Annotated in this window: 17 protein-coding genes; 13 read left to right on the top strand and 4 right to left on the bottom strand. The window is 59.8% G+C overall.

Features of this window, described 5'->3' with window-relative positions; all coding sequences use genetic code 11:
* The first annotated feature begins 317 nt into the window (after positions 1-317).
* Both EXY20_RS24290 and EXY20_RS24285 read left to right on the top strand, forming a co-directional pair.
* Positions 318-824 carry an SRPBCC domain-containing protein gene (locus tag EXY20_RS24290; RefSeq protein ID WP_135554708.1) on the top strand — a complete coding sequence of 169 codons (507 nt, stop codon included), beginning with the start codon at positions 318-320 and terminating at the stop codon, positions 822-824.
* 48 nt (positions 825-872) lie between these two features.
* The gene (locus EXY20_RS24285; protein WP_135554754.1) at positions 873-1,205 is read left to right on the top strand and encodes an ArsR/SmtB family transcription factor; all 333 of its coding nucleotides are present in this window, start codon (positions 873-875) and stop codon (positions 1,203-1,205) included.
* Positions 1,206-1,316: 111 nt separating this feature from the next.
* Here EXY20_RS24285 and EXY20_RS24280 read toward each other — a convergent pair whose 3' ends face one another.
* From EXY20_RS24280 to EXY20_RS24265, 4 genes are all read right to left on the bottom strand, one after another.
* Positions 1,317-2,156: an ankyrin repeat domain-containing protein gene (locus EXY20_RS24280; RefSeq protein WP_235886176.1), complete on the bottom strand. Its 840-nt coding sequence runs from the start codon at positions 2,154-2,156 to the stop codon at positions 1,317-1,319.
* 63 nt (positions 2,157-2,219) lie between these two features.
* Positions 2,220-3,827: an S-layer homology domain-containing protein gene (locus EXY20_RS24275; RefSeq protein WP_135554707.1), complete on the bottom strand. Its 1,608-nt coding sequence runs from the start codon at positions 3,825-3,827 to the stop codon at positions 2,220-2,222.
* Positions 3,828-3,960: 133 nt separating this feature from the next.
* A complete protein-coding gene (locus EXY20_RS24270) occupies positions 3,961-4,647 on the bottom strand; it encodes a response regulator transcription factor (protein WP_135554706.1) in 687 nt (228 codons plus the stop codon).
* Positions 4,644-6,119 (bottom strand): sensor histidine kinase, encoded by a 1,476-nt coding sequence (locus EXY20_RS24265; RefSeq protein ID WP_135554705.1) that lies wholly within the window; start codon positions 6,117-6,119, stop codon positions 4,644-4,646. Before EXY20_RS24265 ends, EXY20_RS24270 begins: the two co-directional genes overlap by 4 nt.
* Positions 6,120-6,395: 276 nt before the next feature.
* Here EXY20_RS24265 and EXY20_RS24260 point away from each other — a divergent pair, with 276 nt between their 5' ends.
* The 11 genes from EXY20_RS24260 (at position 6,396) to EXY20_RS24215 (ending at position 23,031) form a co-directional block, all read left to right on the top strand.
* Positions 6,396-6,842, top strand: a complete 447-nt coding sequence (locus EXY20_RS24260) for an ABC transporter permease family protein (protein WP_135554704.1) — start codon at positions 6,396-6,398, stop codon at positions 6,840-6,842.
* 15 nt (positions 6,843-6,857) lie between these two features.
* The gene (locus EXY20_RS39555) at positions 6,858-8,357 is read left to right on the top strand and encodes a beta-galactosidase (protein WP_207671331.1); all 1,500 of its coding nucleotides are present in this window, start codon (positions 6,858-6,860) and stop codon (positions 8,355-8,357) included.
* A 356-nt stretch (positions 8,358-8,713) separates the two neighbouring features.
* Positions 8,714-10,504 (top strand): sensor histidine kinase, encoded by a 1,791-nt coding sequence (locus EXY20_RS24250; protein WP_135554703.1) that lies wholly within the window; start codon positions 8,714-8,716, stop codon positions 10,502-10,504.
* Between the two features lie 3 nt (positions 10,505-10,507).
* On the top strand, positions 10,508-12,139 hold the full coding sequence (locus tag EXY20_RS24245) for a response regulator (RefSeq protein ID WP_135554702.1): 1,632 nt from the start codon (positions 10,508-10,510) through the stop codon (positions 12,137-12,139).
* 100 nt (positions 12,140-12,239) lie between these two features.
* Positions 12,240-13,952: a type 2 periplasmic-binding domain-containing protein gene (locus EXY20_RS24240; protein ID WP_135554701.1), complete on the top strand. Its 1,713-nt coding sequence runs from the start codon at positions 12,240-12,242 to the stop codon at positions 13,950-13,952.
* Between the two features lie 164 nt (positions 13,953-14,116).
* Positions 14,117-14,515, top strand: coding sequence for a hypothetical protein (locus tag EXY20_RS24235; protein ID WP_135554700.1), 399 nt, complete (start codon positions 14,117-14,119; stop codon positions 14,513-14,515).
* A gap of 2 nt (positions 14,516-14,517) precedes the next feature.
* Complete coding sequence (locus EXY20_RS39155; protein ID WP_167859481.1) at positions 14,518-14,685, top strand: hypothetical protein; 168 nt, start codon at positions 14,518-14,520, stop codon at positions 14,683-14,685.
* Between the two features lie 117 nt (positions 14,686-14,802).
* A complete protein-coding gene (locus EXY20_RS24230; RefSeq protein WP_167859480.1) occupies positions 14,803-17,559 on the top strand; it encodes a fibronectin type III domain-containing protein in 2,757 nt (918 codons plus the stop codon).
* A gap of 115 nt (positions 17,560-17,674) precedes the next feature.
* Entirely contained in the window at positions 17,675-18,349 is a 675-nt protein-coding gene (locus tag EXY20_RS24225; protein WP_135554698.1) for a response regulator transcription factor, read from the top strand.
* A complete protein-coding gene (locus tag EXY20_RS24220) occupies positions 18,346-19,710 on the top strand; it encodes a sensor histidine kinase (RefSeq protein ID WP_135554697.1) in 1,365 nt (454 codons plus the stop codon). The genes EXY20_RS24225 and EXY20_RS24220 overlap by 4 nt, the downstream gene beginning before the upstream one ends.
* A gap of 192 nt (positions 19,711-19,902) precedes the next feature.
* Positions 19,903-23,031, top strand: a complete 3,129-nt coding sequence (locus EXY20_RS24215; protein ID WP_135554696.1) for an efflux RND transporter permease subunit — start codon at positions 19,903-19,905, stop codon at positions 23,029-23,031.
* Positions 23,032-23,053: the final 22 nt, after the last annotated feature.

Genomic DNA, 23,053 nt, shown 5'->3' with positions numbered 1-23,053 from the left:
CGGCCATGAACGATCAGCTTCATTTGCGACAACATATGGGAATATCAACAGGCCGCTGGCGTTATGCCGGCGGCCTTACTGCGTCTATTTGAGGCTTGACGGAGAGCTCGGAGTCGGGATTTGCACCGGAAGCAGCCGGCAGTAATGCCGCCTGATCCGTTCCCATTTTAGAATTTTCCTCCGCAGGAAATTTCCTTTACAGGAATATTCCTTGTTTGGTATATTCATTGCAAGACGAACCGTAAAGCACCGTGCACAGTGGTTTACGATTGGTTGGAAACGATGAAGTTACCAAACCCAAAACGGAGGAATGAATAATGGCCGACAACAAAGCAACGGGCAGCACCACAACGTATGTGGAGGATCTGAATCTCATTGTGGAGCGCATTTTCGACGCACCCCGCGAAATTGTCTGGGAAGCCTGGACGAATCCGGAGCATGTGGCGGTATGGTGGGGATTCCAGGGAGTGAAGCTGCCGATTTGCGAAATCGACCTGAGGGAAGGCGGCAGCTATCGGTTCGTGCAGCAAATTCCCCAAGTCGGCGAGATGCCGTTCAAAGGCGTTTATCGCGAAGTCGTCAAGCCGGAACGGCTCGTGTACACGCAAATTTTTGACGTCGAACCGTATTCGATCCACGAATCGATCGTTACCGATACGTTAAGCGAACTGCCGGGCAACCGGACGAAGCTGACGAGCATCACAACTTTCGCAACGGAAGAAGGGCTGCAGGGAGCATTGGCCGGCGGCATGGAAACGGGAGCGGTCGACTCGATGGAACGGTTCGCCGAACAAGTGCGATTGCTGGCTGCCGATTCGAAGTGACGCGAGGCCAAGCGGAGGGGAGTCCTTCCCAACGGAGGTGTTCAAATGATGCAACTTGCCACTTTGAACGCGCTCGCCGAGCCCAACCGGCTGCACATTGTCGAACTGTTGCGGGACGGTCCGCTCACGATGGGGGAAATCGCCGAACGGCTCGAGCTTAATCATCCGCAAACGTCCAAACATTTGCGCGTATTGAGCGAAGCCGGACTCGCCGAAGCGCACCCGGTCGCCAACCGTCGGATCTACAAGCTGCGGTACGAACCGTTCGAGGAACTGAGCGTTTGGCTGGATTCGTTCCGCCTGTTGAAGGAAGCGCAGTTCGATCGTTTCGAACGATTGCTGCGCGAATTGCAGCAGAAGAATCAGCCGCCAGCGAAATAAGCCATTTTATGGCCTATTTACCCCGCAGCCTTATGTTGAGGAGCCGTGGGACGCTCAACACGGCAACAGGCCGTCCGCCAAATCGGCCGGACGGCCTGTTGCTTCAGGAGATCAATGCGCTCCCGCATCGCGAAGCATGCGCGCTATTTCCTTGAAGCCTCGCGATTCGGCATGCGCAAGCGCGGTGACGCCTTCTTTGTCCGGGATGTTGGGATCGGCGCCGTGTTCAAGCAGCAGTCGGACAACAGTCTGGTGATTCGTCCCGCCGCCGCCCAGCACGATCGCCTCCATCAGCGCGGTCCAACCGAGCCGGTTCACATGGTTGACGTCGATTGCGGTGCGCGTCAGCAGCTCGCGAACGATGTCGACGTAGCCGTGCTCGGATGCGGGAATGAGCGCCGTGCCGTTGTACCGGTTCGTCAGCTTGACGTCTGCGCCGGCGTCGATCGTCAGCTTCAGGATGTCGAGCAACCCTTCCGCGCCCGCATACAGAAACGGATTGTCCTGCTTGTTGTCCTGCAAGTGAATGTTCGCCCCGGCCGCGATCAGCGCTTGCACGACCGCCGGCTTGTTGCCGTGCGTTGCCGCCATGACCGCCGTACGGCCGCGCCCGTCTTTGGAGTCGATGTCCGCACCCGCGGAAAGAAGCCTGTTCACTTCAGCGGTATCGCCGCGTTCCGCCGCTGCGATCAGTTGTTCGTTCGCTTTCATCTGTTCCTCCTTGTTCACCATCGCCGGTCGTTCCGGCGACGGCGCGGTTGTCCCGGCACTAGGAGATGCCGTTGGTCCGATGTCGGGCGATGCCGTCGATCGCCCGGCATCGGGAGTCGCCGAAGCCGGCTTCGCTGTAACCGGACTGGCTCCGGTCGCTGCCGGCGGTTCCGCCTGCGCCGCGCAGCCCGCGAGCAGTTGGACGGCCAGAAGCAGCCCCGCCAATCGAACGCCGCTCATGGACGCACCCCGGCAACACCGTGCCGCAACCATTGTGTTGTTGCCATCAACGATCGCCTCCTGTTATTTCGTTGCGAGCGTTACCTGTTCGGCTACTGCCCAATCGCCAACCGGCGCGACCTGGTAAACGGCTCCGGATTGCAGCGTCTGCCCGGCCGGCAGGTCGAAGATGCCGACAACGCCTTTGCGCGACTGGAACCGATAGGCGGCGGTAACGGTCGAGCCGTCATCGGCGGTCAACACGACGCTGCGTCCGGCAAACAGCTCATCCAACGGATCGGCGGACAAGGATGCCGAGAACGAAGCGGCGTCGATCGGCGCTGCCGAAGCGATGCGCAGCGGCTGCGTTGCGCCGGCGGTGAAGGAAGCGTCTCGCAGCGTCGCCCAATCGGCCGTCACCGTGTAAACGGTGCCCGGTACCAGCTTCTGGCCGTTCGGCAGGCGGAACTTCGGCGTTTGCCGACCGTCCGTCGATTGCGTGAACGGTACATAGGACGCCACAACAGGTTCGCCGCCTTCCGGCGTAATCGTAACGACGCGTTCGCGCATGGAGGAGATGATTTGGAACGCCTTGTCTTCATGCCGGTTATTCTCGTCCAGCGCAAAAGCGAGGGGGCTGCGGCCTCCGGCGTAAGCTTTAATAATGTAGCCGTAGTCGACCACGCCGTCTTCCTGCAGCGCTTCGACCTCGAACGTATCGTCCGTTACTTGGCGCGCTTCGTTCAAGGCGATCGTAGCGCCGCTTGCGGCGAACGTTCCCGCCGCCTTGCCCTTGAAGCTGAACGTATAGCTGACGCCTTCCTGCTGCGGCGTGACCGGGATGATGTAGCGGCTGTCGAAGCCGGACATCAATCGGGGCACATTGACGATGCGCAAACCGTTGTCGAACGTCAGCTCCCGCGCCGCCAGCTCGAGATTGGCTTCGAGGTCCGCGATCGGCCCGGAAAAGTCGACCTGCAGCGTCAGCTTGTTCAGCGCCTTGACGCTGACGACGCGCACCGCCGCCTCCGCTTGCAGCTGCTGAGCGCGAACGGCTGCCTGCGACGTTTCCGCGCGCGTTGCCGCTTGCCGGGGCTCGTAGCCGGCGATCGCCGCCTGCAACGCGGCGGCGTCCGTCCGCGATGCGGCAGCCATGACGCGCACCAGTTCTTCCACGCTCACGGAAGCTTGCGGGTGGAACAGGCCGCCTTCGCCTTGCAGCAAGCCGGCTTGCGCAACAACGTTGACATAAGGCGCGTACCAAACGTCGCCGGCAACGTCTTCGAAGCTTGCGCCGGCATTCCCGGCAGCGGCAGCTTTCAGGCCGAAGGAAAGCGTTACGATTTTGGCCAACTCGGCGCGTGTCGCCGAGCGGGTCGGTTTCAGCTCCGCCGTGCCGTCGCCTTCCAGCACGTGCTGCTTCAGCAGTTCTTCCATTGCGCTGCGGTAGGGGCCGGCAAGCGACAAATCGGCGAAGGCGGTTGCATCGGCAGCCGCGGCGGCCGCTTGCGCCGAAGTCGGACGAAGGCCGGCAGCGGGGATTGCGGCGGACAAGCCGATGACAGCGGCCAGCGTCAGCATCGGGAACGCGCCGATTTTGCCGGAAGGCCGCCGAACGCCGGCAGTGCGAACCGCGCCGATTGCACCAGAATGAGACTGTTCCGTTTTCTTGCGTTTGTTGTTGCCGTACATGAGAACCACTCCTTGTCGGTAAGGGATTGGGATGTGTTGCTTGTTCTCATCGTAACGGCCAAGTCTAAACTGCGGCTGTGCAGAATCTTATCGGTTTCTTAAAAGTTTGCGAACGATTTATTTTTTCCGCCCGTCAGACTGTAAGCCGGTAGCCGGCGCCCCACAAGGTTTCGATGTATTTGGGATCGGAAGGGTCGGCTTCGATTTTTTCGCGGATTTTGCGGATGTGTACGGTAACCGTCGACAGATCGCCGGCGGAGTCGAGTCCCCAGATGCGTTCGAACAAGTGCTCCTTGCTGAACACCTGGTTCGGATGTGCCGCCATAAAAGCGAGCAGGTCGAATTCCTTCGTTTTTAAATTCACCTCTTTTTCGTTGACGAATACGCGCCGGGCGGGAAGGTCGACGCGCAGTCCGCCGATGCGAATATCCTGCGCATCCTGGTCGCGGCTGCCCCGCAGCCGTTCGTAGCGGGACAAATGCGCTTTAACCCGCGCTACCAGCTCGCCGGGACTGAACGGTTTCGTCATATAGTCGTCGCCGCCGAGACCAAGCGCCAATATTTTATCCGCATCCTCCTTGCGCGCCGAAACGAACAAGATCGGAATGTCCTTCTGCGCGCGGATGCGCCGGCACGCTTCGAAGCCGTCCAAGACCGGCAGCATGATGTCGAGAATAATCAGGTTGTAGTCGCCCTGAAGCGCCTGGCGGATGCCCGTGTCGCCGTCCGCCGCGATGTCGACGGCGAATCCGCTGATTTCGAGGTAGTCCTTCTGCAGCTTGGCTATCAGCGGCTCGTCCTCGATAAGCAAAATGTTCATTCGGCTTCCTCCTTCGGCAATGTAATCGTCAGCGTGGTGCCGCGGCCAACCGTGCTGGACGCCTCGATCCGTCCGCCGTGCTCGCGGACGATCTGTTTGGCGATCGCCAGCCCCAGCCCGCTGCCGCCGGTGGACGCGCCGCGCGACTGCTCCGCCCGATAAAACCGCTCGAAAATGTTCGGCAGCGCCTCTGCCGTTATGCCCGGCCCGTTGTCCGCCACCTCGATCGAAACGCCGCCTTCGTCCGGCTTGTCAACCAGCGCGATTTCCACCCGTTTGTCCGGCTGCTCCACGTCCATGTACTTGGCGCTATTCTCGACAATGTTGACGATGACACGCCGCAGCTTATCGCGATCGATCCGCACCCGCAGCGGAACGCCTTCGGCGCCGTGCAGCCGCAGCGCGACGCCGCGCTCCGTCAGATCGAACGCCATCTCTTCGACAAGATCGGCCATATAACCGCGAAGCTCTACCTGCTCGAACGCAAACGGCACCTTGCCGAGATCCAGCTTGGAGAACAGAAACAAATCGTCGATCAGTCGGTCCATCACGACCGTTTTGGCGGAAATAACCGCCAGATAGGCGTCCAACTGCTCGGGCGTTCGCGCCACGCCGTCGCGAATGCCTTCGACATATCCTTTGATCATCGTCATCGGCGTCTTCAGATCATGGGAAATATTCGTCATCAGTTCCTTGCGATTCGCTTCGTACTGGTGCTGCAGCTCGACGGAAGCATGGAGCCGGCGCCTCATTTCTTCGAACGATGCCGACAGGGCGCCGATTTCATCGGCGGAGCGGACGCCGACCTCGAACGCCAAATTTCCTTCGCGAATTTGCTCGGACGCCTCTTTCAGCCGGCGAAGCGGAATGACGATGCCGCGTGTCACCCACCAATAGAGCAGGGCATTGCCAACGAGCAGCAGGAGCAGCAGCAAACCGGCCAGCAGCGGAAACCATTTGGCCATAAATTCGCTTGACGGACTCGTTTCGCGAACGACGTAAAGGCTCCCGGGCGTCTGATCGGTGAAGGAGAAATCGAATTTGACGTACGTAAAAAACCGCCCGTTCACCGACCAGGTGTCGCGTACGTTGATGTTCGCCATCTCGTACGGGGGCAGCTGATCGCCGTGCAACTGGAGGCGTAGCGCGGGTGTGGCGTAAACAATCGTTTCTGCTTTGCGCAGCAGCAGGCCGGCTTGCACCTCCGGCAGCGGGGCGTCGATCGATGCGAGGGCGTCCGGCAGCAGCAGCTGCTCCGGCGTTTTTTTGGCCACGAATTTGGCTTCGGCGAACGCCGTTTCCTCCTCGGGGAGCAGCGGCTTCATCGAGTATTGCCGGGTATACAGCTCGCGGACCCGGTCAAAATCGCCGGTGATGGCGACAGCCATGACCAGGCCTAGGATGGCGACGGACAGCAGCGTGAGCAGTGTCATCAATGTAAAGGAGAACAGCATGCGGTGGCGAATGGACATCGAAACTACCCTTTCACGAAAACGACATACGTTTCGATTGGAGTGTAGCGTACAAATGTTTCCCGGATATAATCGGTTTCTTAACCGTTTCTTAAATCGCCGCGCTTCTGCGGCTATGAAGCGGAAGCCGGCCAACGTTCAACCATGATAACACAGTGCAGCCGGATAATAAATCGGCGGGTTCGCCGCGCGGCCCGGAGATTATGCTCCCGACCGTACACGGAAGAGAAGGTGGAAGCGGTCATTCAAGCTTTGCCGACGGTGAAGAGGCGCCGGTTGGATCTGTTCACAGCCGTGAACGCGTTGTTTATGCTGGGGCTTATGTTCGTGACATTATATCCGTTCGTATACGTGCTCAACGTGTCGCTGAGCAGCGATACTTACGTTTTGCAAAATGCGGTCAGCTTCTGGCCGAAAGGATTCACGCTGAGATGGTACGAGCAGGTGGTGCATGACGATCGGATTTGGTCGGGCTATAAAAATACGGCGATATACACCGCCTTGGGCTCCGTCCTTTCCTTGCTGCTGACTTCTATGGCCGCCTTCGCGCTGTCGCAGCGGCATATGGTCATGCGCAAGCCGATCATGCTGGGCTTCGTGTTCACCATTTTGTTCAATGGCGGCATGATTCCTTCCTACATGGTCGTCCAAGCCTTGGGGCTGCTCGACACCGTCTGGGCGATGGTGATTCCTGGCGTGCTGCTCGGCTCGATCAAAGGGTAGGAGGGGAGAACTCACATGTCGGGCTGGAAATTCATCGACCGCTTCGACGCGGCGGAGCCCGTCTGGTCGGGCGAACTGGCGAAGCGGCAGCCTCATGCCGGCGCTGCCGGGCAATGGACCGCGCAAGCTCGCGGCACGGTGTCGACTGTCCGGCTGCCGCGAGACTGGAGAGGGTATCGGTCGCTCCAATTCACGATAACGAATCCGCATCCGGAGCCCGTGATCGGAGGGATTGAAATATGGGACCGGACGGAAGCGGACGGGGCCGAATTGGCGTACGGCGACTGGGTCGATCGCAAGCGCGCGCTGCTGCTGGGCGAGGGGAAGACTCATGTGGTGATTCGGATCGATCCGATGCAGACCCAGCGCGGCGATCGTTTGCTTGACCTTGCGCACATTGTGAAGGTCACTCTGCACTTCCCGCTCCCCGGCGGGTCGGAGCCGCTGGAAATCGCGGCGTTGCGGCTGTCGGAATCGCCGGATACTCCGGACGCTTGCGCAAGGGCGGTTCCGGGAGATTCGATCCTGTGCCTGAAGCATCAGGATATCAGCTGCTATACGTATGAACCGGAGCGGGCGGAGCTGCCGGAGGACCTGCGCAAGCTTGAATCGGAAGTTTGGGCCGAGCGCGAACGGCTGCAGCGTCTTGTCGAGGCGGCGGAAATCAACGGCAAGCCGACGTTGTACGCGCGCGCGGGAATTGTGGCGGCGGACATCGCGCTCAAGAGCAGGCCGCTGCTCGCATGGCACTTTTCGGCGGGAGCAAGGCGACGCAACCTCAGCGGCGCGCTCGCCGAGCTGCAGAAGCATCGGCTGCCACTGAAGCGGTTGCTTTCCTCCCGTGCGCACGAGGATGATGAAGACGATTCGAATCTGCCGCTGTCGAATGTCAGGCCGCTGCCGGATCTGAAGATGCTTCGTATCGAAGGCAAGTCGTTCGTCGATACGGCCGGAGCGCCGATATTGATCTGTTCGATGAGCTATCACAATGAAGGCGCGCTGCTGTCTTTCTTCTCCCCGGAGCAGCACAAGATGGAAATATACGCGGCGGGCGGCGGCTCCCGCTACGATATCGAACGTTCTCCGGTTTATGAAGCGTTCCATTCGTTTCCTGATACGGAGCGGGTCGGCTGGAAGGGCTGGTGCGGCCATCTGATCAAAGATCAGTGGGCGATGGGCGGCCGCAAGGAAAATGTCGTGATATGTCTGGAGAACGAGCGCATTCTGACGGCCATTGACGCCTACAATCGGGAACATGCCGCCGATTGGACGAACCACCCCCAGCTGCTGTATGTCATTCTCGGCTACGAGCTCGCCTACTTGTGTTATTGCGAGCAGTCGCTGCAGCGGTTCCGCGTCTGGCTGGAGGAGCGGCATGGGGCGATCGAGCGATTGAACGATTGCTGGGGCACCACGTATGCAAGCTTCGAGGAAGCGCTCCCCCCGCCAACCGTTGGGCTCGCGCCGGCCGGTGACGCCAATCGCGCCGCATGGTATCACTGGTTATTTGCTTGAAATGTTCCATTTCGAGGCGATTGTAGCAGAATAGCCAGTATATTCACTGGTTATTATTGTCGGACCGGGTGAAAACGGATGAATAAGCCATTTTTCATGGGCTATTTTGGAGGGAGGCATGTTTCGAACAGGGAGACTCTCTCGCAAGAGGAAATAAAATGTTTATTTTCCAATATAAAGGCGTCCCTTATAATAGGGCTGAACGGTTCGGCACCAAACGGTTATCAAAGGTCAAAAAAGGTTATCGAATGGCAATGTTCCCGGGCTTGCCGGTGTGACACAATGAAACAAGACGGCATGCGCGTTCAACTGATCCTTGGACGCGTTTTTTGCGTCTTGTGGGAGGAGGCGCCGATGTGGGCAAACTGACGTTGTTTCCGAAGCTGATTGTGGCGTTTATGCTGGTGATCGCCCCGCTGTACGGGCTCGGCCTGCTGGTCAACAAGCGGGGAGAAACGATCGTGCGCGACGAGCTCGCCCGTTCGATGCAGTCCAAGGTCGACTTCTACGTCAACGCGCTCGACGCCGAGAAGGAGCACATGGTGAAGCTGCTGCAGATGAACACGCTGGACAAAGATTTGCAGCATTACGCGCTGCTCAATGAAGTCATGTCGCTCGGCGAACGGGCGGAGGCGGTGCGGCGGATCGAAAGCAACCTCGACATCGTCAAGAGCTCCAGCCTGTTTATCAAAAGCGTCAGCGCCCACATCCTTTCGCTCGACCGCACGCTGTCGACGGAGTATTCGATCACCGACCATGTCGCCGGCGATTACGAAGCGCTGCGCCCGGCGTTTGCCGGTCAGGTATCGGCCGCCGGCATGACGATCGTCGATTGGCGCGACCGGCTGTTCATCGGCCTCGGGTTCCCCGAGCCGAGCTTTAACCGCCAGCCCGAATTCGTGCTGTCGATCGAGCTTGATCCCGACAGGTTCCGCGGTTTGCTGAGCGGCATTACCGACTATGACCGGTCGGGCGCTCTGCTCTACAACCCGCAGCGGAGCTGGTCGCTCTCGCAAGCGGACGGCACGCCGGAGCATACGGCGCTGCGCGATTATTTGAGCCGGCAATACGAAGCGGGCAAGCTGGCCGGCATGGAGACGGTCAAGGAGGGCGGCGAAACGTACCTCGTCACGTACCGCTATTCGGACATGCTAGGCTTCTATTTAAGCGTGTACGTGCCTTATCGCGAGGTGTTCGGCCAAATCGAGTTTTACCGCACTTTCTACTGGGGACTGTCGCTGATCTCCAGCATCATTATCGTGGTTTACTCGTACTGGCTGTACCGGCTCATCCACAAGCCGCTGCGCAAGCTGATCCGTTCGTTCCGGCGCGTCGAGGACGGCAACCTCGATCCGGCGCCGCTTCCTTCCGCGCAGGACGAATTCCACTATTTGTTCCGTCAGTACAATACGATGGTCGAGAAGCTCAAGGTGCTCATCACGCAAGTGTACGAGCAAAAAATCCGCGCCCAACGCTCCGAGCTGAAGCAGCTGCAGTCGCAGATCAACCCGCATTTTTTGTACAACACCTACTTCATCATGTACCGGCTCGCCCGCATCAACGACAACGAAAGCATCGCCCGCTTCAGCCAGTTCCTTGGCGACTACTTCCGCTACATCACCCGCAGCGCGTCCGCCGACGTGCCTCTCGAAGCCGAGCTGCGCCATGTGCGCACGTACGCGGAAATTCAAAATATCCGCTTCTCGAACCGGATCCAGGTCGCAATCGACCCGCTGCCGGAATCGTGCGCCAAACAACGCGTGCCACGGCTCATCCTGCAGCCCATCCTGGAGAACGCTTACAAATACGGGCTGGAAAACAAACGGACGGACGGCAAAATTGCGCTGCGCATCGAACAGCGGGCAGACACGGTGCGGATCGAGGTGGAGGACAACGGCACGCTCTTGACCGACGAAACGCTGCGGCGCCTGCAGGACGAACTCGCACAGCACGACCCGGATGTGGAGCAAACCGGCTTGCTCAACGTGCATCGGCGCATCCGGCTGACGTTCGGCGCGCGCAGCGGCATTCGTTTGTCGCGCGGCGCGATGGGCGGGCTCTGCGTCGAGCTGGCGCTCGAAATGACGGCTGCCGAACCGATGCCGGCGGCGGCCTTCGCTGCGATGAAATCAAGGGAGGCGACTTGACCCATGTATCGGATGCTGATCGTGGACGACGAACCGATTATCGTCGAAGGCTTGTACGACATGTTCCAGCAGATCGGCGATTGGCCGCTGGAGCTGCACCGCGCTTACGACGCCAAGGCGGCGCTCGACATCGCCCGGCGGTCGCGCATCGATATCCTGCTGACCGATATTCAGATGCCGGAGATGGACGGCATCGGGCTGCAGCGAGAAGTCGTGCGGCTGTGGCCGCGATGCCGCTCGATCTTTCTCACCGGCTACGACGACTTCGACTACATCCAGTCGTCGCTGCGCAGCGGCGCGCTCGACTACGTGCTCAAAACCGAAGGCGATCCGGCCATCGTCGCTGCGGTGAACAAAGCGGTGCAGGCCATCTCGCAGGAGGTGTCGCTCGAGCGGCTGATCGCCGGCGCGCGCAGCCGGATGACCGCCGCGCTGCCAACGCTGCGCAAGGAATATTTGTCCGAGCTGCTCGGCGGTGAACCGTCGACGGCGGCGGCGCGGCAGGGACGTTTCGCCGAGCTCGGCATTCCGCTCGATCCGCATCGCCCGGTGCTGCCGATCGTCGGACGCGTCGACCGCTGGCGCGACGAAACCGGTATCGCCGATCGGCCGCTGTATGTGTACTCGATCGGCAACATCTTCGAGGAATATTTCGCTGCCACGCAGCGGATCGTGCACGTGCAGCTGGCGCCGAACCGGCTCGTCTGGCTGCTGCAGCCAAAGGACGGCAACGATGCCGCAAACGCCGAGGAACTGCACCGGTACGCCGTCGGCACGGCCGAGGCGGTGCAGCAATCGTGCCGCCGCTATTTGAAACTGGCGATTTCGTTCGTCGTCGGCAGCGCGCCTTGCCCGTGGGAGGAACTGCCTTCCCGCTACGAACGGCTGTCGCTCATGTTCGTGCGCGGGCTGGGCATCGAAAGCGAAATGCTGCTTTCGGACCGGCGGCTGTTTGAAGAAGAATCGTTTGGCGCACGGGCGCGGCTAAGGAAACTGCCGCAGCTCGGGCAGCTGCTCGAACAGAAGGAACAAGCGGCGTTCGAGCGGCTGTACGATGAAATCGTCGCCGCCGTGCCCGGCCATTCGGGCTTGCAGACGGGGCTGGGGCTCGAAATTTATTACGGGCTGGCGTCGCTGTTTATTTCGTACTTGAACCGCAAGCAATTGCTCGCCGACATCGCCGAACAAATCCAGCTCGGCAAGCTGCTGTCGATTCGCGAGCACGCGACGTGGGACGAAGTTTGCGCCTTCTACCGCGAGCTGGCCGGGCTGCTGTTCCGGCGGCACAGCGACGAGAACGAGCGCGAGAGCGGGCGCATCGTGCGGCTCGTGCAGGAATACATCGCCTCCAACCTCGGCGGCGACCTCTCGCTCGCCCAACTCGCCGACGCGGTGTATTTGGCGCCGTTTTATTTGTCCCGGCTATACAAACAGCGCACCGGCGTCAGCCTGACCGACTACATCATCGACGCCCGCATCGTCAGGGCGAAGGAGCTGCTGGCCGACACGCCGCTCAAAATCCACGAGATCGGTTTGCGCATCGGGTACGAGTCGGCGCCGTATTTTACCCGTTTCTTCAAAAGGATAACGGGGCGCACGCCGCAGGAGTACCGCGACGCCGCCGATCGGTTATGAAATGTCAAGAAAGGACATCAGATTCATCTTTTGGAAAAGGGGCGGTTCCGGCATAATGGGGGCGTAAGGCGGCCACCGACGGGAACGGGGAGGGAAACGGATGAACGGCAAGCTGGGGTCGCTCGCGGCGACGGCTGCGTTGGCGCTGGCGCTCGCGGCGGTCGGCGCCTGCAGCAAGGGCGGTGCGGAAGCCGGGACGGAAGAGATCGTACAGCCGGGAACGTCGGCTGCTCCGGCAGCGGCGGACGAACCGTTTGGCCGTTACGATCCGCCGATCGAAGTGTCGACGGTGCGTTCGGTCAACGCCGGCGTCAAGTTCAAGGACGGCGACTCGTACGACAGCAATGTGTGGTCCCGCGATTTTGCAAGCAAGCTTGGCATCAGGCTGACGAACAAGTGGAAGGTGAGCGACCAGCAGTACCCGAACAAAATTACGGTGACGATGGTGTCGGGCGTCTTGCCGGACTTCATGACCGTCGACGCCCAGCAGTTCCAGGTGCTCGTGCAGGCGGGGCAAGTGGCCGACTTGACCGACATTTACAACAAGTACGCCTCCGAGCTGACCAAAAAGTCGATGAACGCCGGCAACGGCATCGCGCTGAAGGCCGCCACGGTAAACGGCAAAATCATGAGCATTCCGGTCGGCGGCGGCGGGCAGGACGACGCGCAGATGATCTACATCCGCAACGACTGGCTGCGCAGCGTCGGTTTGTTGCCGCCGAAATCGATGGACGACGTGTACAGGACCGCACTCGCTTTTGCCAAAAACGACCCCGACCGCAACGGCAAAAACGACACGTACGGCTTGAGCGTCGACCTGAACTTGTGGAACGGCTGGTCCGGCCTCGACGGCTTCTTCAACGGCTACCACGCGTATCCGTTCAACCCGACGAAAGGTTCGGGCACGAACCTGATGTTCCTGAAAGGAGCGGACGGCAAGGCGATATGGGCCGATACGCAGCCGGAAGTGAAAACGGCGCTCGGCAAGCTGCAGGAGCTGTTCCGCGAGGGCGCGATTTACCCCGAATTCAGCGTCATCGACGGCATCAAATCGGCGGAGCTCGTGACGTCGGGCAAGGTCGGCATGACGTTCGGCGCGTTCTGGGTGCCGTCGTGGCCGATCAATAGCATGAAGAAAGACAACAAGGATGTCGACTGGGGCATGTACCCGCTCGTCTCCGCCGACGGCAAGCCGGTGCTGGCGCAAAGCACGCAAGGGTTTCCGGGCTCTTTTCTGGTCGTGAGCAGAAAGGCGAAGCACCCGGAAGCCGTGTTCAAGATGATGAACTATTTCATGGAAAAAGTGTACGGCGACAACCGCGACGAAAGCTACCACGTCGTTAACGCCGGCGAAGGGCTCGTCTACAACGTGTTCATGTATTCGCCGGTCGGCGGCGGTTTCCCGGACACGAACCAGAACACATTCTATGCGGTGCAGGACGCCATCAAGAACAACGGCCCGTCGAAGCTGAATTCGACCGACAGGAAGGCATATGACGACGTGATGAAATACAGGTCCGGCGATCTTGGCAGCTGGCAGTTCGACCGCATGTGGGGCGAAGGCGGCGCATTCGATATTCTCGGCCAGTACAAAAAGGCGAATCGCATCCTGCCATCGGCGTATACCGGCTCGCCGACGCCGACAATGATTTCCCGCGGTCCGTCGCTGCGCGACATGGAAGCGAAGACGTTCACGGAAATTATTATGGGCGTGCAAAAACTGGATGCGTTCGACGATTTCGCGAAGAAGTGGCAGGAGCAGGGCGGCAACGACATTCTTGCGGAAGTGAACGCCAGCGGGCAAATGCAGTAGACGGCATGGGCAAACGAAGGAAACGGGAGCTGCCGCTTCATCTGATGATGCTGCCGAGCGTGGCGCTGGCGCTTGTGTTCTGCTACGGGCCGATGGCGGGGGCGGCCATCGCCTTCTAGAACTTCAATCCGTCCAAAGGGCTGTTCGGCTCCGACTGGGTGGGTTTGGCGCATTTTCGCTATATCTGCGGGCTGCCCGACACATTCGTCGTCATCCGCAACACGCTGTTCATCTCCGCGATGAAAATCGTCGCCGGCCTGGCCGCGCCGATCGCCGCCGCGCTGCTGCTGAACGAAGTGCGCCGGCAGTTGTTTCGCCGTTCGTTGCAAACGGTCATTTATTTGCCGCATTTTCTGTCGTGGGTCATCTTGGCCGGCATCCTTATCGACGTGCTGTCGCCGACAACCGGCGTAGTCAATGCGTTTCTGCACGGGCTCGGCTTGCCGAAAGTGTTTTTTCTCGGCCCGCAACTGGTTCCCTTACATTCTGGTTGCTACGGATGTGTGGAAAGAATTCGGTTTCTTATACGCTGGCTTACCGGCTGGCGAATTACCGCAGGCTAGACATGTCGCAGATCAACGATCCGACGCAGGCAAGGTTTTTGTCCGAGTTGAACGATCGCGCGCTGCGGGCGGCGCAAATTTTTCTCGGGGCGCTGCCGGTGCTGGGCGTGTATCCGTTTTTGCAGCGGTATTTTATGGCCGGCATCGTGCTTGGCAGCGTCAAGGAATAACCGGGCGGTTGCCCGAAAGGGGGTGGTCGATGCTTTACGCCTGCTTCGAAACTAGTCGTCGTCGGAGTCGAAGTTTTGCAAGCAAGGAATGAACAATCGAAGAACGGAGGGATGTTTGTGAAAAAACCGCTTGTCCTGCTGCTGATCGCGCTGCTCGCCATGCTGCCCGCCCTTGTTTGGCCAGGAGGAAACGCCCGCGTGTACGCCTCCGATCCGAAAATAACGCTGACGCCCGCCATGGTAACGAACGAGTCGGGTAAAGGCGACGCGACGCTGCTCGTCGACGAACAGTCGGCCGCCGGCGATCCGGCGAACGGCTCCGGCGGGTCGCCGACCACCAGTTGGGTCGCGCTGTGGAACATGGCTGACTACCCGGCCAGCGCGTATATCGACCTCGGGCAATCTTACAACATTACCGGCATTTACATGTGGGATACGTACGACATCGGCAATTTGACCGTTTCCGCGGGCAGTCCGGGAAGCTGGACCTCGCTGTTCACCTACAACACGAACAACTGGATGGTGTGGAACGCGCACACGGCAAGCGTGCAAACGCGCTATATCCGGGTGACGCTGGCCGATTATCACGCGCAAATTTCGGAAATCGTGCTGTACGGCACGCCCGTCACCGGCGGGGATACAACGGCGCCGGCGGCGATTGCGAACTTGTCGGCGCCATCGTCGACGTCAAGCTCGGTGACGCTGAACTGGACGGCGCCTGGCGACGACGGCAGCACCGGCACAGCCTCGTCGTACGACATTCGCTACAGCACGTCGACGATTACGAGCGGCAACTGGGGCAGTGCCACGCAGGCGAGCGGCGAACCGGCGCCTGCGGCGGCGGGCACCGGCCAGTCAATGACAGTGAGCGGGCTGTCGGCGAGCACGACGTACTATTTTGCGATGAAAACGAAGGATGAAGTGCCGAACGAATCGGGGCTGTCTAACGTGGTGTCGAAGGCGACTGCGGCGGCCAGCTCGATTATCAAAATTCCGCTCGATCCGTCGATGGTGCTGAATGAAACCGCCACCGGCAATCCCGAGAAGCTCGTCGACGAGCAAACGTTGTCCGGCGATCCGCTGCACGGCTCGGGCGGCACGCCGACAACGAACTACTACCCGGGCGGCGGCTTCGCCAACTCGATGGTCAACTCGGCCATCATCAACCTTGGGCAGGATTACGAGATCGACAACATTTTCCTGTACGATCCGCCTTACGGGCCGAATGGCTCCTACGTCAAGGTGTACACCGGTTCTCCGTTCCAATGGACGCAGCAAGTGTCCGACCCGATGACCAATACGCCGGGATGGATCAACCATCCCGTCAGCGTACCGTCGACGCACTACCTCAAGGTGGAAATTTCCGACGGCGGGGTGCAGACGAACGAGCTTGTCGTGTACGGCCGCGCGCTTGGCACGAATATCGATACGGTGCCGTCGCCGTCGCCGCATACGCTGCCGACGATGGATAAGCTGATCGGCATCAACGGCTTCAACGACGACTCGACGACGAAGCAGCAAGTGGCCGGCAATGTGCGCGAGTACCACAACTGGGGCTGGGACGAAGGCGACTGGGCGGTGCCTTATGCGTATCCGTATCCGAACAACCGGAACAAGTTCAGCCCGTCGTACGGCGCGTCCGGCGGCTTCGATTTCGACGCGTACTACCACACGATGAGCGCAGCCGGCGTTTCGGTCGTGCCGACGCTGATCGGCGGCGTCAACTGGCTGACGGCGAACTTCGCCGACAAGCCGGTGCCGTCCGGCGCCGATCCGAAGCTGCCCGCTTCGTACGCGGCTCACGCCGACCATATGTTCCAGTACGCCGCGCGGTACGGCTCGACGGCCGTCGCCGACAACAAGCTCAAGCTGGCGCCGGACCAGGCCCGCAGCACCGGGCTCGGCTACATCCAATACTACGAGGACTGGAACGAAGGCGACGCCAAATGGAGCAATCGCACGACGTACTTCACGCCATACGAGTACGCGGCGATGGCCAGCGCCGATTATGACGGCGACCAAGGCCGGATGGGCAACACGTTCGGAATCAAAAACGCCGACCCGAACGGCAAAATGGCGATGATGGGGCTCGCTTACCCGAACGTCGACTATATCCGGGCGATGAAGGTTTGGTCGGATTATTACCGCAGCGGCAGCTTCCCGGCCGACGCGATCAACATTCATTCGTACAACTTCGGCCCGAGCAACGCCGGCATCAGTCCGGAAGCGGCCGGCATGAAGACGCAGCTGGAAGCATTCGCCGACTACCGCAACCGGTATTTGCCGGGCAAGGAATTTTGGCTGAGCGAATTCGGCTACGACGTGAACCAGAGCTCGCCGATTCACGCGCCGTCGATCGGCACGTTCAGCGTGAACGAGGTGCAAGCGCAATGGATCGTGCGCTCCTATCTTGCGGCGGCCGCAGCCGGCGTCGACAAGGCGCAGATGTACATGTTCCGCGATGTCGACGTGAACAGCGCCACCCAGTTCGACAGCTCGGGTCTCGTGTCGTCGAAGGCGACCGGCGAAGTGCCGCGCACCTCGTACTACTACGTGTATACGCTGAAGAACACGCTGGCAGGCATGCGTTATGTCGGCGAACAAGGCTCCGGCAACGCCAACGTAAAAATTTACAAGTTCAAAAGCGCAACCGGCAGTAACGGCGCTTACGTCGTATGGGCGCCGACGAGCAACCAGACAACGGTGAGCGGCTACCAGCTGTCGCTGACCGGTTCGCCGACAACCGCGTCGCTCGTGACCATGGCGGACGGCGATACGGACGGCGTCTCAAGCGCGATGACGATCGCCGGCGGCAAAGTGTCCGTTAATGTCAGCGAACGTCCGGTTTTCGTGCTGACGAACGACATGCAGTGAGATCACTTGAGACCAGGCGTTTTGCGCTTGGTCTCCTTTTTGTGCCGCTTGTAGTATAATGGTGACAGTTTCCAAGAAATGCAACGTATCCGGCAATGGAAAGTAGGAATGACGCGTGCCGACAATTCTCGTAGCGGACGACGACGCGAATATCCGCGAGCTCGTCTGCCTGTTTCTGCGCAACGACGGATTCGCGACCGTCGAAGCGGCGGACGGCAAGGAAGCGCTGGACGTATTCGCCGCCACGGCGGTCGATCTCGTTGTGCTCGACATTATGATGCCGGTCATGGACGGCTGGACGCTGTGCAAGGAGCTGCGGCGCGGCAACCCCGACTTGCCTCTGCTGATGTTGACCGCCAGGAGCGAAACGTGGGAGAAAGTGAAAGGGTTTCAGCTCGGAACGGACGATTATTTGACCAAACCGTTCGACCCGCTCGAATTGACCGTTCGCGTCAGGGCGCTTCTGAAACGGTACCGCATCGGAGCGTCGCAGTCGATCCGGCTCGGCGCGGTAACGCTCGACAAGATGACGTACAAAGTGACCAAAGGCGCGGAATCGCTCACCTTGCCGCTGAAGGAGTTCGAGCTGCTGTACAAGCTTGCCGGCACCCCCGGCCAAATTTACACGCGCGAGCAGCTGATCGATCAAATATGGGGGCTTGATTACGCCGGCGACGACCGCACGGTCGACGTCCATATCAAACGGCTGCGCGAACGGTTCGCGGATGTGGCCGACTTCCGCATCGAAACGGTGCGCGGTCTCGGCTATCGGCTTGAGGCGGACGTATGATCCGTTCGCTTTATGTGCGTGTCGTATTGACGTTCCTGCTGTCTGTCATTGCCGGCATTATTGTCGCCTTTTTCGTGGCGACGGCGGTATTCCAGGAGAAGGTGAACGTTGTGTTGACGAGCGGGGCGATATCCTTTGGTCTCGATACCGCCCGCATCTACGAATCGCTGCCTGGCGACGAAGCGGACAAGCTGCTCGGCGAGATGAAACAGCTCGAATCTTATTATGTTCGCATTTACGACAGGGAGGGGTTGCGGCGGACATTCGGTCAGCCCGGCACTTACGATCCTGCCGTCGTAACGCCGGAGATGATCGACAGGGTGCTCGGCGGCGAAGTATCTCGCGATAATCCGAAGAACACGGACCCGTTCGTCGTCGGGGTGCCGCTGCATACGAACGGCGGGACGCAAGCGTTGTTCGTGCAGCCGATTTATCCATCCGTTTCGCTTCTTGTGCAATGGATCTTGACGATACTCGCTTATTCTCTTGCGGCGGGGAGCATCTTTATTCTGATTGCCGCCGTTTTCCTCGTCAGGCCGCTCAAGAAGCTGACGAAAGCGACGAGGCGGCTCGCCGCCGGCGACTTCAACGTCAAGCTGAATATCAAACAGAAGGACGAGCTCGGCAAATTGGCCCGCAGCTTCGAGGACATGACGCACGAGCTGCGGCAGCTTGAGCAGATGCGCCGGGACTTCGTTTCCAACGTCTCTCATGAAGTGCGCTCTCCGCTCACGTCGATCTCCGGATACGCCAAAGCGCTGAAGCAAGTCGATCTCCCCGACGCCGAACGGAACCGTTACCTCGATATTATTATCGCGGAATCGGATCGCGTGTCGAGCATGAGCGACAGCTTGCTCAAGCTGGCCATGCTCGAAGCGCAGCACGAGCCGCTACGACCGGTCACGTTCAGGCTCGACGAGCAAATTCGTCGGGTTATCGTCGCCCTGCAGCCGACTTGGTCGCCGCGGGGCATCCGCTTCGAACTCGAGCTGCCAAACGCGATCGTTACCGCCGATCAAGATCAATGGAACCAAATATGGACCAATTTGATCGGCAACAGCATCAAGTTTTCGCCCGACGGCGGTGCGATTGCCGTCAGCATCGAACCAGGCATCACCACCGTAGTCGTTCGAATCGCGGATCGCGGCATCGGCATATCGCCGGAAGACCGCAAACGGGTGTTTGAACGTTTCTTCAAGGCCGACCGCTCGCACAGCCGCAAATACGGCGGAAGCGGTCTTGGGCTCGCCATCGTCAAACAAATCGTGTCGCTGCATCAGGGCGAGATTCAGGTCGAGAGCGAGCCCGGCTGCGGCACGACGTTTATCGTTACGTTGCCAAGCGCGCCCTCGTTGCCTTAGGCGGCCGCAAACGGCCGCGCCTCGTTTGCTCCCGGAGCACGCGGCGCGGTTTTTGTTTTTTTCGCCTTTTTTTCGCCTGTTCATATTCCGTTCATATTGGGATCACGAAGCCGACATGTTCGTCGGGTACGTTATTCCCAGCGGTCGGTTCGCAATCGGCCGATAATCCGGATCGAACAGGAGAAGAGGCGCATGAAAGGTTTGATCAATTTCAGTTTGAACAACAAATTTGCCGTGTGGATCATGACGATCATCGTCACGGTAGCGGGACTGTACGCGGGATTCGGCATGAAGCAGGAGTCGCTTCCCGACGTGTCGATCCCGTATTTGACCATCACCACTGTATACCCCGGCGCAGCCCCGGAGGAGGTGGCGGAACATCTGACCAAACCGCTCGAAACGAGGATCAGAAATTTGGACGGGGTCAAAACGATCAGTTCCACCTCGACGGAAAACGTTTCTTCGATCGTCGCCGAGTACAACTACAAGCAAAATATGGACAAAGCGGCTAGCGACGTCCGCGAAGCGATCGCCGGCGTTCGATTGCCCGCGGGGGCTCAAGCCGCGGCAGTGTCGCGCATCAGTCTTGATGCGATGCCGGTCATCTCGCTCAGCGTTGCCGAGGACGGGAAGTCGCTGCCCGACTTGACCGACCGCATCGTGGGCGAAATAAAGCCGGCGCTTGAAGGGCTGGCCGGGGTGGCCAACGTCGAGGTCGCCGGGCAGCAGCTTCAGGAAGTTCAGCTTGCGTTCAACACGGAGAAAATGAAGACGCTCGGCTTAAGCGAAAACGAGGTTGCCGCGATCGTCCAAAGCTCGGCGGTGAAAGTGCCGCTCGGCGTATTTGAAATGGATCAAGCGATCAAAACAGTAGTTGTCGACGGCAATGTCGCCACATTGGACGAACTGAACCGACTGCCGATTCCGCTGCCTTCCGCCGCGGCGGGGCAGCCGCAGCAGCAAGCGGCAGGCAAACCGGCCGCGGACACCTTGCAGACGGTGCGGCTGAACGAAATCGCCAAGCTTGCGCTCGTCGGCAAAGCCGAATCGATCTCGCGTACGAACGGCAACGAATCGATCGGCATTCAAATTGTCAAAGCCCCAGAAGCCAACACGGTCAACGTCGTTAATGCCATTAAGAAAGAGATGGAGCGCTTCGAAAAAGACTGGCCGGGTCTCCACGTGACGACGATGAGCGACCAAGGCACGCCGATCGAGAAGTCCGTCTCCACGATGCTTAGCAAGGCGCTGTTCGGCGCGCTGTTCGCCGTATTGATTATTTTGTTGTTCCTGCGGAACTTCCGCACGACGCTCATCTCGATCGTATCGATTCCGCTTTCGCTCCTGATCGGCATTCTGCTGCTGAAACGGATGGACATCACCTTGAACCTGATGACGCTTGGGGCGATGACCGTTGCGATCGGCCGCGTCGTCGACGATTCGATCGTCGTCATCGAAAACATTTACCGGCGCATGTCGCTGTCGTCGGAGAAGCTAAAGGGCAAGGAACTGATCCGCGAAGCGACGCGCGAAATGTTCCTCCCGATCTTGTCGTCCACCGTCGTGACGGTTGCCGTCTTCCTGCCGCTCGGCACCGTGGACGGCATGATTGGCGCCATGTTCCTGCCGTTCGGCTTGACCGTCATGTTTGCGCTGCTCGCGTCCTTGCTCGTCGCCGTGACGATCGTTCCGATGCTCGGGCATTCGATGTTCAAGCGGGGGGTGAAAGACCGGAGCAAACACGATGAACATCCCGGCGCGCTGGGCCGGTTATACAAGGGCGTCTTGCGCTGGGCGCTTGGTCACAAGCTCATAACGTTCGGATCGGCCATGCTTCTGCTTGTCGGCAGCCTGACCTTGATTCCGCGCATAGGCTTCAGCCTGTTCCCTCCAAGCGAAGACGATAAATATGTGATGATTTCGTACACGCCGGCGGCGGGCGAGCGGGCTGCGGACATCGAGCAGGTTGCGCAAAAGGCGGAAGCGCTGCTGCTGAAGCGCGACGGCGTAAAAGATATGCAGTATTCCGTCGGGGGCCGGGACGCGATCGCCGGAACGCCGTCCAAAGCGGCGCAATTCCTCATCTTGTATAACAAAGACTTCAATGCATTTGCCGAAGAGAAAAAAACCGTGATCGAAGACTTGAAACAAAACGTCGCCGGCAGCGGAGAATGGAAACAGCTCGAAACGGACGAAGGATTGGGCGGCAACAAGCTGAGCCTGTACGTATATGGAGACAGCATGGAGGAAATCAAGCCGGCCGTCGATCGCATCTCGCAGCTGCTGAAGTCGAACGCCGATTTCGAGAAACCCGGCACCAGCTTGTCCCAAGCTTACGGCCAGTATACACTGGTCGCCGATCCGAACAAGCTGGGCACGCTCGGCTTGACCGCCGGCCAAATTGCCATGAAGCTTAGCCCGGTGCGCGAACGTCCCGTGTTGACGCATGTCAAAGTCGACGGCAAACAATATGAGGTGTATGTGCAAACGGACGCCCAGCAGTTCCGTACGGTTGCCGACATCGAAAAAACGACCGTCGTTTCGCCCGTACGCGGCGAAGTGCCGCTCAAGGAAATCGTGCAAATCAAGGAGGGCGACTCGCCGCAAACGATCGCCCGCCGCGACAACCGGATGTACGCGGAAGTGACGGCAACGATAGTCGCATCGAATGTATCCAAAGCGTCAAGCGATTTGGAGCAGGCCATTCAGGAACTGAAGCTGCCGTCCACGATCGATGTCCATTTGGCCGGGGCGGCGGAGCAAGTAGGCACCATGATAACACAGCTCGGGATGGCGATGGCGGCGGCGATCGCGATCATCTACCTGGTGCTGGTCATCACGTTTGGCGGCGCGCTCGCCCCGTTCGCGATTTTGTTCTCGCTGCCGTTTGCGCTGATCGGCGGGCTCCTGGGACTGTTCTTGGCCGGCGAATCGCTGAGTGTTTCCGCGATGATGGGAGCGCTCATGCTGATCGGCATCGTGGTCACCAATGCGATCGTGCTCATCGACCGGGTCACCCGGAAGGAGAAGGAAGGGCTGCCTACGCGGGAAGCGCTGCTGGAGGCTGCGGCTACCCGGCTTCGCCCGATTCTGATGACGGCGCTCGCCACAATCGGCGCGCTTCTGCCGCTCGCCTTCGGTTTCGAGAGCTCCGGCATCATCTCGAAGGGCCTCGGCATTATCGTGATCGGCGGGCTGACGAGCTCGACGCTGCTCACGCTCGTGATCGTGCCGGTCGTGTACGAATTTCTCATGAAGTTCCGGAGCAAGCGGATCGACCATAAGGCGATAGAAACGATCGGAAGCGCAAACTTGCAATAACCGAACGGCAGCCCGTCGGAAA

The organism is Paenibacillus cymbidii (assembly GCF_004764705.1).
Classification (GTDB): domain Bacteria; phylum Bacillota; class Bacilli; order Paenibacillales; family NBRC-103111; genus Paenibacillus_AN; species Paenibacillus_AN cymbidii.
Note: the sequence above shows the minus strand (reverse complement) of the source record. Positions and strands in the feature narration are given on the sequence as shown.

What these genes read in the sequence shown, in the direction of transcription:
- EXY20_RS24290 (WP_135554708.1), top strand. Translation starts at nt 318, where the DNA reads ATGGCCGACAACAAAGCAACGGGCAGCACCACAACGTATGTGGAGGAT.
- EXY20_RS24285 (WP_135554754.1), top strand. Translation starts at nt 873, where the DNA reads ATGCAACTTGCCACTTTGAACGCGCTCGCCGAGCCCAACCGGCTGCAC.
- EXY20_RS24280 (WP_235886176.1), bottom strand. Translation starts at nt 2,156, where the DNA reads ATGAGCGGCGTTCGATTGGCGGGGCTGCTTCTGGCCGTCCAACTGCTC.
- EXY20_RS24275 (WP_135554707.1), bottom strand. Translation starts at nt 3,827, where the DNA reads ATGTACGGCAACAACAAACGCAAGAAAACGGAACAGTCTCATTCTGGT.
- EXY20_RS24270 (WP_135554706.1), bottom strand. Translation starts at nt 4,647, where the DNA reads ATGAACATTTTGCTTATCGAGGACGAGCCGCTGATAGCCAAGCTGCAG.
- EXY20_RS24265 (WP_135554705.1), bottom strand. Translation starts at nt 6,119, where the DNA reads ATGTCCATTCGCCACCGCATGCTGTTCTCCTTTACATTGATGACACTG.
- EXY20_RS39555 (WP_207671331.1), top strand. Translation starts at nt 6,858, where the DNA reads ATGTCGGGCTGGAAATTCATCGACCGCTTCGACGCGGCGGAGCCCGTC.
- EXY20_RS24245 (WP_135554702.1), top strand. Translation starts at nt 10,508, where the DNA reads ATGTATCGGATGCTGATCGTGGACGACGAACCGATTATCGTCGAAGGC.
- EXY20_RS24240 (WP_135554701.1), top strand. Translation starts at nt 12,240, where the DNA reads ATGAACGGCAAGCTGGGGTCGCTCGCGGCGACGGCTGCGTTGGCGCTG.
- EXY20_RS39155 (WP_167859481.1), top strand. Translation starts at nt 14,518, where the DNA reads ATGTCGCAGATCAACGATCCGACGCAGGCAAGGTTTTTGTCCGAGTTG.
- EXY20_RS24220 (WP_135554697.1), top strand. Translation starts at nt 18,346, where the DNA reads ATGATCCGTTCGCTTTATGTGCGTGTCGTATTGACGTTCCTGCTGTCT.
- EXY20_RS24215 (WP_135554696.1), top strand. Translation starts at nt 19,903, where the DNA reads ATGAAAGGTTTGATCAATTTCAGTTTGAACAACAAATTTGCCGTGTGG.